Source organism: Pseudonocardia broussonetiae, assembly GCF_013155125.1.
GTDB lineage: Bacteria > Actinomycetota > Actinomycetes > Mycobacteriales > Pseudonocardiaceae > Pseudonocardia > Pseudonocardia broussonetiae.
In genome coordinates, this window is the sequence record NZ_CP053564.1 from 5,544,904 (window position 1) to 5,559,893 (window position 14,990).

A 14,990-nucleotide genomic window follows, 5' to 3' on the forward strand; every position below is an offset into this window, starting at 1 on the left:
GGCCGGAACTGTGTGCGAGCACGAAAAAGTGCGCGACGGCGTCCAGATCAAGTCGAACACATGTTCGACTCGAGCCACAATTCCTGGTATTGTCGGTCCATGTCAGCGACCCGTTCCGGCACGCCTTCCGAGGCGTTGCTCGTCGAACGGATCGCACGGCTCGAGGAACGGAAAGCGGCGATCGCGGCCGAGCAGTCGGACGCGATCCTGGAGTTCGCGCGGGCAGACGCGGAATCGCAGACGGCCGGTGGCCCGTCGACCCGGAAGCGCTCGAACGCAGCATCGCCGCTCAGGTCGCGCTCGCGTGCCGGGTGTCACCCACCGAGGGCCGGCGGCGCGTTCGGACCGCCCGGGACCTGCACGCCGGACACACCCGGGTCCGTGAGCTGTTCTCCGCCGGGCTGCTGAGCGAGTACAAGACCGCGACCGTCATCGCCGCCACCGCGCACCTCTCCCCCGCCGAGCGGGCGCAGGTCGACCAGGAACTGGCCGAGCAGCGGGTGGAGACCCTCGGCGTCCGACGGATCCACGACCTGGCCCGGACGCTGGCTGCGCAGGTGGCGCCGGAGAAGTTCACGGCCCGGTGCCGCGCCGCCCGGTCGGGCCGGCGGGTGTCGGTCCGTCCCTCGGCCGACGGGATGGCCGATCTCACCGCCCACCTGCCGGTCGAGGAGGCCGTGGCCTGCTACGCCGCCCTCGCCGCCGCGGTCAACGAGGTCGCGGTCCAACCGGAACCGGTCACGCGCGGCCGGGGGCAGATCATGGCCGACACCCTCGTCGAACGGCTCACCGGACAAGCCACCGCCCGCGACGTCGCCGTCGAGATCCAGATCCTGGTTCCCGTCGAGGCGCTCGTCGACCGCGACAGCCCGCTGCCCGCGGAGATCCCCGGTCACGGTCCCGTCCCGGTCGAACTCCTCACCTGCGGAGCCGGCCGGAAGACGTGGAGACGGTTGATCACCCGAGACGGCACCGTCATCGGCGGCGACTCCCGCAGCCGCTTCTTCACCGGCCGACTTGCCGCACTGATCCGTGCGAGGGACGGCCACCGCTGCCGCGAGCCCTACTGCGACGCACCGATCCGCCACATCGACCACATCCGCCGCTGGTCCGAACTCGGCCGCACCGAGTTCGACAACGGCCGCGGATTGTGCGCATTCCACAACCACGTCCGGGAAACAGTCGGGTGGCGGGCCGAGGTCACCTCCGGAACGGTCAGGACGACGACACCCACCGGCGCTGAGTATGTTTCCGAACTGCTTCCGTTGAGCAATCCTGCGACCGGTGAGAAGAGCCGATCCGGCGCGGCCTGATCTCCTTGTTCGAGCTGCCCGTCCATCGCCCGAACCAGCCCGCAGCCGGGCAGACGACGGCGTCTACAGGAACGACGACTCCCTCGTCAGTCCGTACCTCGGGTGCTCGCCGATCACCATCGACTCGAAGATCCCGTACCCCACCGCGTCCCCCTCCCGCACCCGGATGACGCAGTCGCGGAGCTGGTGGATCTCCCGCACCGTCTCCGGGGACGAGGCGTCGGCGAACCGCTCGCCGTCGACGAACTTCTCCCCGTGCCACTGGCCGTGGCGCTGGCCGCGGAAGCCGAAGTACTTGGCTGTGCCCAGGTGGAAGCCCGTGTCGCTCGCCGCCTCGATCTCGACGGTGCGGGTCTCGCCCCAGCCGGCGTCGAAGGTCATCTTGCCGCCGAGCAGGCGCCGGTTGACGGGGTCGAACTTGAGCTCGTCGCGCACGGCGTGCAGGTCGCGCTGCGAACCGTCCGCCTCGTTGACGAAGCCGGAGAAGTACGTGGTCTCGTGGTCGACCTGCTGCTGGTAGTGGTGGATCTCGTAGGACGAGCCGTCCGGGCGGCGCATCCACATCGGGCTCCAGGTGAGCAGGAAGTCCTGGTCGAGCCGCTGTGGCTTGAAGACGTCCGGAGCGGGGTCGCCCACGTCCATCCGCACGCCCCACGAGTGGTCGCGGAACCCGAACCACTCCTCGTCGTGCACGTCGATCCGCTGCCCGTCGATGTGGATCGTGCCGCGAACGGTCGAGGCCTGGTGGTAGCGCAGCAGGTCGGACTGGATCCGGAAGCCGTGCGGCTCGCGCTGCTCGTCCTTGCGCTCCAGGAAGGGCGGGAGGACGCCGGTCACGACGAGGTCGAAGCGGATCGGCAGGACATGGTTCTCCCGCAGGGTGAACCGCACCGACTTCAGCGGCTCGATCACCTCGTAGTCCAGTGGCCCGACGCCGACGCGCTCCGGGTCGGCGTCGAGGCGGCGCGTGGAGCGAACCGTCAGCTGCTCCGTGCCGCGGGAGATGCCGCCGAAGCCGTCCATGACGTTGCGGTTGTGGTACTTGCCGAACCCGACGTCGACCTGCAGCGAGCCGTCGCGCGCGAACAGCGACCCCCACAGCTTCTCGGTCCAGGAGATGTCGGCGTGGCCGATCGTGGCGAAGGTCTGCGGCGTCTGGTGGCAGAGCAGCTCGTCGGCGTGGGTGAGGATCTGCTGGGCTTGGCGCACGAGTCGTCTCCTATCGGGTCGGCGAGAACGACCCGGGCAGGTCGTTGGCCACGACGGCGGTCCCGAAGACGGTCGCGGCCGCGGTGTCGTCGTCGAACGGGTCCGGGTAGAGCGCCGTCGTGTCGGGCGAGAACGCCCAGTCGATCTGGTCGGTCACCCCGGCGAGCGCGGCGAACGGGCGCAGCCCCGAGGTGTACATCCTGGTCGCCGCGAAGATCCGCTCTTCGCGCCCCATGTCCGCGAACCCCTGGTAGAGCTCCATGTGGGCGCGGCTGGTGTCGGCGAGCACCTCGGCCCAGCGCTCCGGCCCGAGCACCTCCGACGAGCCGTCGGCGCGCCGCCCGACCACGGTGGCCTCGGTGACGGCCGACAGCAGCTGGTCGGGCTCGGTGAACGTCGTGCCCCAGTCGTTGATCTCGAACTCGGTGAACGCGGCGGGGTCGAACGTGAGCGCGAGCGTCAGCCCGCCGTAGGGCGGCGTCAGCGCCTCGGCCCACGGGTAGGCCCAGGCGCTCGGGCCCAGGGACAGGTAGTCACGGACGATCGTGTGCCGCCCGTCCCGGCGGGGGTAGGGCCCGGAGTCGCAGATGCCGACGCGGGAGTCGCAGAAGTAGAGGAACGAGTAGCCCGACACGGTGGCGTTGAGCCGCTTGAGCGCCTTGGACGACGCCGCGTCCACCGTGCTCCCCTGCGCGACCAGGTCGTCGACGACGTCGGCGGGCAGGTAGCGGTTGGTGAACCCGGCGTCCTTGTAGTCGAGTGTGCCGTCGCCGCGGTGGGCGAGGGTGAGCCGTCGCCAGAAGTCGACGACCGTGCGCACCTCCTCGATCCGCTCGTCGCGCCGCAGCTTCCCCATCTGGATGAGGCACTCGCGCCCGGTCAGGTAGTGGTAGCCGACCATCCAGATCCACAGCGGGCTCACCATCCCGGGCTGCCCGCGAAGCCGCTTCCCGATCTCCTGCGCGGGCATCGCCGCGTCGATCACGGCGACGCGCTCGGCGTAGGTGTGGAAGTCGTCGATCACCGACAGCGTCATGTACGGCAGCATCGGGAACAGCTCGGAGGTGAAGCCCGAGCGCCGCGTGATCTCCGGCTTGAAGGCGCGGCCCATGTGCTGGACGAGGTCGTCCAGGCGGTCGTCCGTGAGCTCCTCGGCGAGGAGCCGGTCGAGCGCCTCCGGCCCGACGGTGACGTCGAACGGCTTCACCGCGATCTCGTCGCCGACGCGGCGGACGTAGGCCCACCACGCCGCGGAGACGTCCTCGTCGGGCGTCGCGGCCGCGGGGGCGTCGGCGCCGGTGCGGACGACACCGGCACCGTCGACGATGTCCAGGGTGACCTCGGTGCCGTCGGCAAGCTCCTCGGTCAGGTCGGCCCCGACCAGACAGGGCACCTCGAACTCGCGCGAGGCGATAGCGAGATGGCTGCGCAGCGTGCCGTCACGGGCGACGATGCCGCCCAGGCGCCCGAGGATCGGCGACAGGAACGTCGTGCCGCCGGAGGAGACGACGGCGATCGTCGCCTCGAGGTCGGAGTCGATGGACGCGATGACGTCCTGCGGCGACCGGAAGTGCCGGACGGCACCCGTGACCCGGCCGAAGGTGTACGAGGGGACGCCCTTGCCGATGACGGCCACGTCATCCTCCGATCGGCCGGAAGCAGCTGTCCCGGTCCTGTGGCACGAAGATCCCGCCGATGAGCGAGAGCGCGAGGTCCGGGTCCTGGAACTTCTCGTACGACTGCTGGATGGAGTCCGACACGGTCCAGTCGATCTCGTCGTAACACCCTGCCAGCCGCGCCCACGCCTTGAGCTTCCAGGCGTACATCGACGTGGCGTAGAGGTTGCGCACCTGCGGGTCGGTCTCGGCCAGGCGCTGGTAGAGCGCGCGGTGCGCCTTGCGGATCGCCGCCGTGGCCTCGGCCAGCTCGGCGAGGTCGAGCGGGCGCAGCACGCCGCCGTCGGTGGTGAACACGCGGGTCTCGATGATGTCGGCCTGGTAGTCGCTGGGCGTGAACCAGGCGGTGCCCCACACGTTGTTGTCCATCTTCACCGACGCCGGGAGGCGGTGGGCGATGACGAAGTGGTGGAACGGCAGTGTCTCGCGGATCCCGTCGAGCCACGGGAAGTCGCCGTCGCCGTCGGCGCAGGTCTCGCGCAGCGCGAGGAACGAGCCGTCCTCGAGCTGGTAGGGGCCGGTGTCGCAGACCGCGGTGCGGGCGTCGCAGTTCTCCAGGAACGCGTACGCCGTGAGCCGGGCGCCGAACTTCCGGATGGCCGACTTGTGCTCGTCGTCGGCAGGCAGCAGGTGGCCGCGGATCTCGACCAGCAGCTCGTCGGACACGACGTGCGAGCTGTTGGGCGGGTCGGCGTCCATGTTGTAGAGCACGCCGTCGGTGCGCATCGCGATCGTCGCCTCGCGCCAGAACTCGAGCACCGTCAGCTGGTCCTCGAGCCCGTCGGCCAGGGAGTTCTCGCCCAGGTCGACGTAGAGCTCGCGGCCGGTCATGTAGTGCAGCGGCATCGCGGCGAGGTTGATGAAGCTGCGCTTGTTCCCGATCGGCAGCGCGCGGCGCACCAGCTCGGCCGGCGTCGCGTGGCTCAGGATCGTGCGGATCCGGTCGGGGACGCGGAGGTAGTCCTCCATCATCGACATGAGGATGTAGGTGTTCATGCCGAACAGCTCGGACTCGAACACCGTCCGCGACGTCAGCTCCGACTTGTAGGCCGCGCCGCCCTCGTGGACGAGGTGGTTCCACTCGTCGAGCGTGGGCTCGTAGGAGGCGTCGGTGTGCAGCGCCTTGAGGTCGCTCATGCCGACACCCCGGCGGCGACGGAGATCCGGGCCGTCTCGGCGTCGGACAGGTCGAGCACGACGGCGTCGCCGTCGGTGACAGTGCCGGTCAGCTCGGCGGCCAGCACGCACGGCACGTCCGACTCGCGGGACAGGATCGCGAGGTGCGACTCCCGGCTCCCGGCCGTGCAGACGATGCCGCGCAGGTCGGGAAGGATCGGCGACAGGAACGTCATGCCGCCCTTGCTGACGAACGCGATGGTGTCCTCGAGATCGTCGTCGTCGATGGACAGGACGTCGGAGGTGTCGTTGAACCACCGCGCCGTGCCGCGCACCTCCCCCGCCGTGAACAGGTTCGTGCCGGTGCCGACCTCGTTCTGATCACTCATGACAGCTCCGTCCGCTCGCCCAGATGCGCAGGTGGGACGGTAGGAGCCGGGCGCAGGTGTGACCCAGTGCACTTAGGGGGACAGTGCCCTCCTGGCCGTAGGCACTCCGGTAGTCATTCGTGGACTCCCTTCGCACGCCGGATGCCGACCGGTCCGGCGCGGATAGTCGGCCGGGAAGTGCGGTCCTACCGTCGAGGTCCCCCCGGAATTGACGTGGAAGAGGACGGTATGGCTGATCTCGAGCAGTTCCGGATGACCATCGCAGGGAAGCCGGTCGACGCGGTGTCGGGCCGGTCCTTCGAGTCGACGAACCCGTTCACGGGTGAAACCTGGTCCCGGATCCCCGACGGCGGGGTGGAGGACGTCGACGCGGCGGTGGGAGCGGCGCGCGCCGCCCTCGAGGGTGAGTGGGGCGCGATGACGGGATTCGCCCGGGCGGCCCTGCTGCGCAGGCTCGGCGATGTGATCGGCGAGAACGCCGAGCGCCTCGCCACGCTGGAGGTCAACGACTCGGGGAAGCTCTACCGGGAGATGATCGGCCAGACGACAGGTCTGGGCGGGTGGTACCACTACTACGCGGGCCTCGCCGACAAGCTGGAGGGCCGGCAGATCCCCACCCCGAACCCGAACTACCTGGTCTACACGCGCCAGGAACCGGTAGGGGTGGTTGCGGCGATCACGCCGTGGAACTCGCCGCTGCTGCTGATGTCGTGGAAGCTCGCGCCGGCGCTCGCGGCCGGCTGCACCGTCGTCATCAAGCCGTCCGAGCACTCGTCGGCCTCCACCCTGTTCTTCGCCGAGCTGGTGGGTCGGGCGGGTTTCCCGCCCGGGGTGGTGAACGTCGTGACCGGGCTGTCCCGGGAGATCGGCGCGCACCTGGCCGGGCACCCCGGCGTGGACAAGGTGGCCTTCACCGGCTCGACCGCGACCGGCCGCGCCGTCGCGCACGCCGCGGCCGAGAACCTGAACCCGGCGACGCTGGAGCTGGGCGGCAAGTCCCCCCAGGTGGTGTTCCCCGACGCCGACCTGGCGGCGGCGGCCAACGGCGTGATCGCCGGGGTGTTCGCGGCCACGGGGCAGACGTGCATGGCGGGTTCCCGGTTGATCGTGCACGCCGACGTGCACGACGAGCTCGTCCGGCTCGTGGCCGAGCGCGCGTCGCGGATCCGGCTCGGCGACCCGAACGACCCGGACACGGAGATGGGACCGGTCGCGAACCGGCAGCAGTACGAGAAGGTCGTGGGCTACCTGGAGTCGGCGCGGGCGGAGGGCGGCGTCTTCGCGACGGGCGGCGGACCCGACACCGAGCGCGGTGGCCTGTTCGTGCGGCCGACGGTGGTGACAGGGGTGACCGCGGACAGCACGATCGTCCGTGAGGAGGTGTTCGGTCCGGTCCTCGCGGCCTACACCTTCACCGACGAGGACGAGGCGATCACGCTGGCCAACGACACCCCGTTCGGGCTGGCCGGAGCGGTGTGGACCAAGGACGTCCATCGCGCGCACCGGGTCGCCGCGAGGATCAGGGCGGGGACGGTCTGGATCAACGCCTACCGGGTCGTGTCCCCCAGCGTCCCGTTCGGCGGGTTCAAGTCCTCGGGTCTCGGACGGGAGAACGGGATCGACGCCGTGCGGGCCTACACCGAGGACAAGTCGGTCTGGGTGGAGCTGAGCGGCGACACCCGGGATCCCTTCACCCTGGGTTGACCGCCGGCGCGCCGTCGAGGTCTGCACCGTACTGCACCCGGTAGGCGGCCCGCAGGTCCGCGGCACCCCGGAACCCCCACCGAGCCGCCAACGACGCCACCTCGACGGCGCGATCCCGTGCACCCCGCACCTCCGCGTGGACACGGGTGAGCCGCACACCCCGCACGAACTCCTCGACCGTGAGCCCGAGCTCGTTCTCGAAGGCGGCCGCGAGAGCGGTCGCGGTGGTACCGACCACGTCGGCGAGCTCGGCCGTGCCGAGGACCCGCTCGGGGTAGGACTCGACGTAGTCGACGGCCTCCTCGAAGGCGAGCCGTCCGGCCGGACCGACGTGGTCCGCCAGGCGCCCGCTGTAGGAGTGTCCGGTACCGAGGAGCAGTTGCGTGAGCAGGTACGACTCGGTCTCACGACGGACGAGGTCGTCGAGAGGTGCTCCCCCGCCGAGCTGCCGCGCGAGGAAGCGGGCGGCCGGCAGGATCCCGGCACCGGCCCCGGTGAGGTCGACGTGCGGGTCGAAGACCGGTGCGACGTCGACGGCGTCGTGCAGGAGCGCCGAGGTCTGCTCGACCATCGCCGACACGGGGATCTTCACGGCGAACTGCGCGGCGTCGCCGGACCAGAACAGGGTGCTCGGGAGGCCCGGGGAGAGCACCGCACCGCTGCGCCCGGCCGCGGTCGTCACGGACGTCCCGCCGTGCCGGACCTCGGTGCAGCCGCCCAGGGTGATGTTCACGTGGTAGCAGCTGCCCATGGGCGGCACGTCGAGGACGGCCTCGCCCCCGTAGGTCAGGTACCCGAACGTCAGCCGCGCCGACTCGACGAGGTCCAGGCGGACGTCGAGGGAACGCCGTGCGCGCAACCGGTGCGGGACGTAGACCGCGGAGACGACGTGCTCCGCCTCGGCGACGTCGGAGGTCCGCAGGACCGTGCTGCCGTACGGCTGTTCCCTCATCGCTGCCCGCTCCTCCCGAGACCGGTCCGAGTGCGTCCGACGCTAGGCGACGGCTGTTCCGGCAGCTATCCGCGATGCGACGGCGCCGCGCCCTCCTGAGGCGTCCGTCCGCGGACACCGACCGTCGCCGCGCGGATAGTGCCTGCTCAGGGACGTTCCTATCGTCCTGATCACAGCGTTCGCGCAGGACCGTCGACGGCCGCGCCTCTCCTGTCGCTGCATCCCCTCAACGATGGAGGACCCCCGTGACCTATCCGATGCACCTCGAGGACGGACTGCTCGGCCACACCAAGCCGCTGACGGCCAACCCGGTCTTCAACGACCAGAAGCTGAAGCTCGGCATCTTCTCGTCCAACTGCAGCGGCGGCGTGATCATGAGCCACGAGCCCACCGACTTCCGGGTCACCTGGGACCAGCAGCTGGAGATCGCGCGGACCGCCGACGAGCTCGGCATGGAGGCGATGGTCCCGGTCGGGCGCTGGACCGGCTTCGGCGGGGAGACCAACTTCAACGGCGTCTGCTTCGAGACCTACACCTGGGCCGCCGGCCTCGCGCAGGCCACCGAGAACATCGGCATCTTCACCACGACGCACGTGCCGACGGTGCACCCCATCGTCGCCGCCAAGATGGCCACCACCATCGACCACATCTCCGGCGGCCGGTTCGGGATGAACCTGGTCATGGGCTGGTTCACCCCCGAGATGGAGATGTTCGGCCGCAAGCAGCTCGAGCACGACGAGCGCTACGCCTACGGCCAGGACTGGCTCGAGTTCGCGATGAAGCTGTGGAACGAGGAGGAGGGCTTCGACTACGACGGGCCCTACTTCCAGTCCACGGGAGCGCACGCCTACCCGAAGCCCGTGCAGGACGACCGCCCGGCGCTGCTCAACGCCGGCGCTTCTCCGGCCGGCCAGGACTTCTCCGCGCGCAACGTCGACATCAACCTCATCGCGCTGCCGACCGAGGAGGTGCCCGGCTACGTGAAGGGCATCAAGCAGCTCGCCAACGACGAGTACGAGCGCAACATCGACGTGTGGACCTACTGCCTGGTGATCTGCCGGGAGACCGAGAAGGAGGCCAGGGCCGCGCAGCAGGCCATCATCGGCAAGGGCGACTGGCCGGGCGCGCAGATCATCATGGACGTCCTGGGCATCCAGAGCCAGTCCTTCGGCACCCAGATCACGCAGTTCCAGGAGCGGTTCATCGCCGGATGGGGCGGCCCCAACCTGGTCGGCACCCCCGAGCAGGTGTGCGAGCAGTTCTCCGAGCTCAGTGACGCCGGCATGGCGGGCGCCGTCTTCGGGTTCCACGACTACGCCAGGGAGCTCAAGGAGTTCGGCGCCGAGGTCATGCCGCTCATGCGCAAGCACGGTCTGCGCCACTGACCGCACCACCCGTGCGACACCGCCGGCTCCGCCCACGAGGGCGGAGCCGGCGTCGTCGTGTCGCGGGGTCAGGCGCCGTGCCGCAGGACGCGGCGGACGGTCTCCGACGGCAGGACCCCGAAGCGGTCGCGGTACTGCTGGGCGAACCGGCCGAGGTGGAAGAAGCCCCACCGCATGGCGACGTCGGTGACCGGAACGGTTCCTGCACCCGCGACGAGGTCGGCGTGGACCCGGTCGAGCCGGACGGCGCGGACGTAGGCGGTCGGCGACATCCCCACGACCTCCCTGAACCCCCGCTGCAGGGCCCGGGCGGTCACGCCGGACGCTGCGGCCAGATCGCTCAGGGTCAGGCTGGAGTTCGGATCCGCCTCGATCATCTCGATGACGCGGCGCACGGTCGTGCGCTGGGCCGGACGGTCCGGAGTGTGCAGCAGGTCGGTGTAGGAGTGCGGGATCGTCAGCAGCAGCTGGGTCAGGACCAGCGATTCCAGCTGGTCACGCGCCATCGGCAGCGTGCTGATCCCACCGGGGCGGCTGAGCTCGGCCCGGAGGAACGTCACCGCGGACAGCAGGGCCTGTCCCGTGGGGTGGTCCAGGTCGAACCCCAGGTCGAACTGGATCGGCTGCTCGATCGGCCGGTTGAGGAGCCTGCCGAGGTGGGACTCGATCGAGCGACGGGGCAGCTTCACCGCGTACTGCACCGCCTCCGGGCTCCACCGCACGGTGAACGGGTCGGTCGGGGAGAACAGCACGCCGCTGCGGCCGCCGTCGGTGGCGGCCCTGCGGCCCTTCTGGCTGACCATCGTCTCGCCCGACAACGTCAGGTTCATGTGGTAGCAGTCGAGCATCGGCGGGACGAGGAGCTCGGCGTCCGCCCCGTAGACCAGGTGCCCGACGGTGAGCCGCTCCGAGGCGAGGTAGCGCAGCTTGAAGTCCAGCACCCGGCCGTCGCGCGTCTCGAGATCGTGGGGGATGTAGACGTCGGTGATGAACTGGTGGGCCTCGTCGAGGTCGGCGGTGACCAGCAGCGGCAGCCCGGGGCCCTCGAGGTCGCCACCGTCGCCGTCGTGCGTCATCGCACCCTCCACGGTTCGTCCGACCGCTCCTGTCCGCTGGACGGTAGACGGGGAGCGACCGGTGCCACCATCCGCCGGACGACGACGACGTCCGCGATGCGACCCGGGCGGGTGGACTCCGCGGGAGCTGCGGCACAGCCCGACGCCGCCGAATGTTCCGCAGGTCAGACGCGACGCGGGCGGCTCCTCCCTGGACACGCCCTTGCCCGCACCTGCACCGACCGAGCGACGTCGACCACGGCCACGACACGCGGGACGGATCCGTGGTGCAGTGTGGTCGCACCGTGGCCGGCCCCGTCCCGACCCACTCACCGGGGGCTGCATCCGGGTGAGCGGGGGTCGGCTCAGCGGACCGGACTGGGCTGGCTGCGGATGCTCAGGGTGGTACCGGCCGGCCGGCCGTCGATCGACAGGTCGGCCGCGACGGACCGGATGATGTACAGGCCGTGTCCGGGTTGCATCCTTGCCGCGGGTTCGCGCCACCGGCCGTCGTCGGAGACGACGAGGTCGACGTGGCGGAAGCCCGGTCCACCGGCCACGATCCGCGCTCGGACCCGCACGACGCCCGGATGGTCGTAGATCTCCGGACCGACGCCGTAGCCGTGCTCGATGCTGTTGGAGACGGCTTCGCTGATCACCAGGACCAGCTCGATGGTGTGCGCCGGCGGCCAGGCGTGGGCGTCGAGCCAGGCACTCAGCTCGTCCCGCGCGATCGACGCCGACACCATGTCCGCACGCAGCTCCAGATCCAGCTCGGCGGGACCGTGCGCTGCGAAGCCGTCGGCGTCGGGACTGCGGCGGCCGGCGGCCTGTTCGTCCCGGTCAGAGGGCGGAACCATGGAGCCTGATCACCTCGATCCTCGGAGCCCGACCCCCACGTGGTCCCGTGGTCGGTCACCCATGGTCGCGCAGAGCGGCTTCCACGTCCTGGTAGAGGTCCAGGACCCCGTCGAGGCCGACGATCTCGATCGGCCGGATGACCGGGCGGCTGTGGTCCACGATGATCCGCAGGGGCCGCAGCCCGTGGTGGTCGACCGCCTCGCGGGCGCTGTCGGCCAGAGCACGCAGGCCCGGGGAGCCGAGGAACCGCACCTCGGTGAGGTCGACGACCAGCACGCGACCGGCCAGCTCGTCGAACGCGTGGCGCAGTGCCTCACGCAGCCGCGGCGCGGTCAGCGCATCGACGGCGCCCACGACCGTCACCACGGTGGTCGCGTCGTGGTCCTGGACAGCGACGGTCATCAACTGCTCGCTCACCGGCCGGACGGACGCCGAGCCGCCGCCGTCGGGCGTGCGTTCATCACCGGCAGGAATCATGGAACCGGACGATACCGGGCGCCGCATCCGCTTCTGGTGATCCGCACTTCCTCAGGTGGACGGTGCTGTCATGCTGCGCGGTCACCGTCGTCGGGACGACGGGGGATCGCCCGGAGCTCGACCTTCGCCGGCACGTCGGCCGGGACGGCGGGGTCCGTGACCTTCCTCCCGTCGACCAGGACCCAGCCGCCCCGGATGTGCTCGACCGCGCGGTCCTCGGCGATCCCGGACTGCACCAGCCGGTCCAGCACGGTCCGGTGCGCGACGGCGGTGTTGCTGCGTGACGTTGTCATCGGTGGTCCACCTCGGTGCGTAGGGCTGTTACCGGCACACCCTCGCAGCAGCACCGGCACCTCGTCAGAGGCCGAAGGACCTGCTCCCAGCCACCGGGCGACCTGTCGACGGCACCCGCCCGACCGTGGCCCGCGGGCCGCCCTGCGCAGGATCGAGCGCACCAGGAGCTCTCCGATCGCATGAGGTGGGACGCGGCGCGCGTTGAGCTCGGAGTCCGTCCCACGTCCCGTCACCGGTACTCCTCCGTCGCACCCGCGGTGAGCCGGAGTGCCGCCGGCAGGGTCAGGAGGGCGACCGTCACCGCCATCACCAGCGCCGCGAGCACGCCGATCGCAACGGTGAGCGCGAAGGACCGTCCCGGCTGCCACAGGGGTGTCGAGACGGCGAGGAACGCGCCGAGCCCGACCGCCCACGCCGCAGCGGTGGCCGGTATCCAGAACACCGAACCCGGCACGGCCCGCCGCAGGACGAGCCACTGCGCCGTGCCGATGGCTGCGAGCAGCACCGCGCCCAGCACCGCGCCGCCGACGACCTGCACCGGCACCGGGAGCGACGCCACGTCGCCACCGAGCACGACGGGCACCATCGCGACGGCGTAGGCCGTGGCGGCCGCGAGCGCCGTGGCCGCGACGAACCACCCGGTGCGCAGCACAGGCAGCGACCGGTGCAGTACCGACGCCTGCGCCGCGCCGAGCACCGCACCCTCGACCAGCCCCGCGGCGACGAGCGCGGGCACCTCGACAGCGGCCGGCGCCGTCGCGAGCGCAGCCCCGACGACGGCGGGCGCGGTGAACCCGAGGACCTCACCCGCGCTCACCCGGGCCACCCAGCGCCGCCGGAACTCCGCGCGATCGGAGGTGCCGCTGCGGGTCCGGTGACCGCGACCGGCGGGCGCGAGAGGGGTCACCGGGTCCGGTCCGCCGTCCGCAGGGTGATCCGTGGGAGCAGGTTGTGGCCCCAGACCCGGGCCCGCTCCACCTCGGCGGGCAGCAACGGCCCCGGCGTCCCGCTCACCCAGAACGTCTCCGGCCGCGCGACGACGTCGAACCCGAGACGCCGCAGCCGCCGGGCCGCGCCCGCCGCCGCCGACCCCGGCAGCCTCGGCCGGCCGACCCGTGTGTCGAACGCGGCGGCGTGCAGGCCGGGCGCCGCCGGCGTCAGCGTGGCGAGCCACTCCCGCAGGCCGAGCTCGGCGGCGACGGCGCCCCCTCCGGCCTGCTCGGCCGCCGAGGCGCGGGTGGCCGGACGGCTCATGCCGAAGGCGTGCGTCGGCCCGGCGACGACGAGCAGGTCGACCCCCTCGAGCAGGTCGGGCGTGCGGGCCGCGTCCACGACGTCGAGGACGCGGGCGTCGGCACGCGGTGCCAGCCCCTCGGCCACGGCCTCGGCGATCCTGCGGGTGTTGCCGAACACCGATTCGACCACCACGAGTGCCTTCATGTCGTCCTCCTGCAGTTGACCTGTGCGTCGCTCGATCCTGCGCCGCCGGGCCGTCGGCGCGGCACGGCCGGAGCTCCCTCCTCCGCGGGACCTCCGGCTCCCGCCACGCGGACCCGAGGTCCCGGCCCCTGAGTCACGGTCACGTCCCCGTCCCCGGGGCGGCCACCTGCACCCTCCTCGCGGCCGGCTGCCGGCCCGCACGAGCGGCCGCGAGAGGTCCGACGACCGTCACCGGGCAGCCGGCGTGGTGCACGAGGAGCGTGCTCACCGAGCCGAGCACCAGTCCGGCGAGCTCGCCGCGCCCGCGCGACCCGACCACCACCAGCTGCGCGCGAGCGGCCTCGGCGAGCAGCACCTCGGCCGCCCGACCGCGGCCGGCGACCATCCGGACTGCAACGTCGTGTCCGGCAGTCCTCGCCGTCACCTGCTCGGTGGCCACCCGCTGCTCGACCTCGTCGAGCACGGCACGCGCGACGGCCGGCGCCACGAGGAGGTCCGCGTCCGGCCCGCCGACCGGTTCCGGGGTCGTGTGCACGACGACCAGCTCGACACCGCGCGCCGCGGCGGCGTCGAGCGCGACGTCGAGGGCGGTCGCCGCGGCCGGCGTCGCGTCGAACCCGACGACGACCGGACGCCCCGCCTCGTGCGCCGGGTCCCGCTCGGGACCGCGCACGACGACCACGGGGCACGCTGCGCGGCGCAGCAGCGCGACCGCGACCGACCCCGCCAGCACGCCCTCGAGCCGGCTCGTACCGCGGTCGCCGACCACGAGCAGCCGCGCCGCACGGGACTCATCCACCAACACCGTCGACGGGACACCGCGGCGCACCTGCGTCTGCACGGCGCCCGCTCCCGTGTCGTTCATCATGGCCTCCGCGGCCACCCGGGCACGCGCCAGCATCGCCTCCAGCGCCCGGTGGCGCCCGGCCCGGCCCGGCAGGTGCTCCCCGGGCGGCCCGGTCGCCCCCACCAGCCGCAGCGGCACATCGAGGCGGGCCGCCTCGGCCGCCGCCCAGCGCACCGCCCGCAGCGCGTGCGGTGCGTCGTCGACCCCGACCACGACCGGCCCGGTCACCGCCGCCGCCCCGGCCCGATCCCTGCCCTGCGCGTCCATCACGC

The 14,990-nt window shown here is 71.7% G+C and carries 15 protein-coding genes; 3 read left to right on the forward strand and 12 right to left on the reverse strand.

The genetic code is table 11. The features are described from left to right. Nucleotides 1-89: 89 nt before the first annotated feature. Nucleotides 90-1,313: an HNH endonuclease gene (locus HOP40_RS26875; protein ID WP_240157295.1), complete on the forward strand. Its 1,224-nt coding sequence runs from the start codon at nucleotides 90-92 to the stop codon at nucleotides 1,311-1,313. Nucleotides 1,314-1,376: 63 nt separating this feature from the next. Here HOP40_RS26875 and HOP40_RS26880 read toward each other — a convergent pair whose 3' ends face one another. From HOP40_RS26880 to HOP40_RS26895, 4 genes are read right to left on the reverse strand one after another with little or no spacing between them, the layout of a single operon-like run. Further along, on the reverse strand, nucleotides 1,377-2,522 hold the full coding sequence (locus tag HOP40_RS26880) for an Rv3169 family protein (RefSeq protein ID WP_172163650.1): 1,146 nt from the start codon (nucleotides 2,520-2,522) through the stop codon (nucleotides 1,377-1,379). 10 nt (nucleotides 2,523-2,532) lie between these two features. Further along, nucleotides 2,533-4,158, reverse strand: a complete 1,626-nt coding sequence (locus HOP40_RS26885; RefSeq protein ID WP_172163653.1) for a PEP-utilizing enzyme — start codon at nucleotides 4,156-4,158, stop codon at nucleotides 2,533-2,535. A 1-nt stretch (nucleotide 4,159) separates the two neighbouring features. Next, the gene (locus HOP40_RS26890) at nucleotides 4,160-5,335 is read right to left on the reverse strand and encodes a hypothetical protein (protein ID WP_172163656.1); all 1,176 of its coding nucleotides are present in this window, start codon (nucleotides 5,333-5,335) and stop codon (nucleotides 4,160-4,162) included. Then, a complete protein-coding gene (locus tag HOP40_RS26895; protein ID WP_172163659.1) occupies nucleotides 5,332-5,703 on the reverse strand; it encodes a PEP-utilizing enzyme in 372 nt (123 codons plus the stop codon). Before HOP40_RS26895 ends, HOP40_RS26890 begins: the two co-directional genes overlap by 4 nt. Nucleotides 5,704-5,931: 228 nt before the next feature. On the opposite strand from HOP40_RS26895, the gene HOP40_RS26900 reads away from it, so the two are divergent. Further along, a complete protein-coding gene (locus HOP40_RS26900; RefSeq protein ID WP_172163662.1) occupies nucleotides 5,932-7,407 on the forward strand; it encodes an aldehyde dehydrogenase in 1,476 nt (491 codons plus the stop codon). Here HOP40_RS26900 and HOP40_RS26905 read toward each other — a convergent pair. Further along, nucleotides 7,394-8,359, reverse strand: a complete 966-nt coding sequence (locus HOP40_RS26905; protein WP_172163665.1) for an AraC-like ligand-binding domain-containing protein — start codon at nucleotides 8,357-8,359, stop codon at nucleotides 7,394-7,396. The two genes, HOP40_RS26900 and HOP40_RS26905, sit on opposite strands and share 14 nt — an antisense overlap. A 245-nt stretch (nucleotides 8,360-8,604) precedes the next feature. Between HOP40_RS26905 and HOP40_RS26910 the strand changes: the two genes are divergently transcribed. Then, nucleotides 8,605-9,744, forward strand: a complete 1,140-nt coding sequence (locus HOP40_RS26910) for an LLM class flavin-dependent oxidoreductase (protein ID WP_240157296.1) — start codon at nucleotides 8,605-8,607, stop codon at nucleotides 9,742-9,744. A gap of 68 nt (nucleotides 9,745-9,812) precedes the next feature. Here HOP40_RS26910 and HOP40_RS26915 read toward each other — a convergent pair whose 3' ends face one another. The 7 genes from HOP40_RS26915 to HOP40_RS26945 all read right to left on the reverse strand — a co-directional run bounded on the left by HOP40_RS26915 (nucleotide 9,813) and on the right by HOP40_RS26945 (nucleotide 14,985). Beyond that, nucleotides 9,813-10,820, reverse strand: coding sequence for an AraC family transcriptional regulator (locus HOP40_RS26915; RefSeq protein ID WP_172163668.1), 1,008 nt, complete (start codon nucleotides 10,818-10,820; stop codon nucleotides 9,813-9,815). A gap of 344 nt (nucleotides 10,821-11,164) precedes the next feature. After that, complete coding sequence (locus tag HOP40_RS26920) at nucleotides 11,165-11,659, reverse strand: ATP-binding protein (RefSeq protein WP_172163671.1); 495 nt, start codon at nucleotides 11,657-11,659, stop codon at nucleotides 11,165-11,167. A 55-nt stretch (nucleotides 11,660-11,714) separates the two neighbouring features. Beyond that, nucleotides 11,715-12,062 carry an anti-sigma factor antagonist gene (locus HOP40_RS26925; RefSeq protein ID WP_172163674.1) on the reverse strand — a complete coding sequence of 116 codons (348 nt, stop codon included), beginning with the start codon at nucleotides 12,060-12,062 and terminating at the stop codon, nucleotides 11,715-11,717. Between the two features lie 143 nt (nucleotides 12,063-12,205). Beyond that, nucleotides 12,206-12,430 carry an Hsp15 family protein gene (locus HOP40_RS26930; RefSeq protein WP_172163677.1) on the reverse strand — a complete coding sequence of 75 codons (225 nt, stop codon included), beginning with the start codon at nucleotides 12,428-12,430 and terminating at the stop codon, nucleotides 12,206-12,208. 230 nt (nucleotides 12,431-12,660) lie between these two features. Next, nucleotides 12,661-13,248: a hypothetical protein gene (locus HOP40_RS26935; protein WP_172163680.1), complete on the reverse strand. Its 588-nt coding sequence runs from the start codon at nucleotides 13,246-13,248 to the stop codon at nucleotides 12,661-12,663. An 86-nt stretch (nucleotides 13,249-13,334) separates the two neighbouring features. Next, on the reverse strand, nucleotides 13,335-13,871 hold the full coding sequence (locus tag HOP40_RS26940) for a flavodoxin family protein (RefSeq protein WP_172163682.1): 537 nt from the start codon (nucleotides 13,869-13,871) through the stop codon (nucleotides 13,335-13,337). Nucleotides 13,872-14,010: 139 nt separating this feature from the next. After that, nucleotides 14,011-14,985, reverse strand: a complete 975-nt coding sequence (locus HOP40_RS26945; RefSeq protein WP_172163685.1) for a universal stress protein — start codon at nucleotides 14,983-14,985, stop codon at nucleotides 14,011-14,013. Nucleotides 14,986-14,990 lie beyond the last annotated feature (5 nt).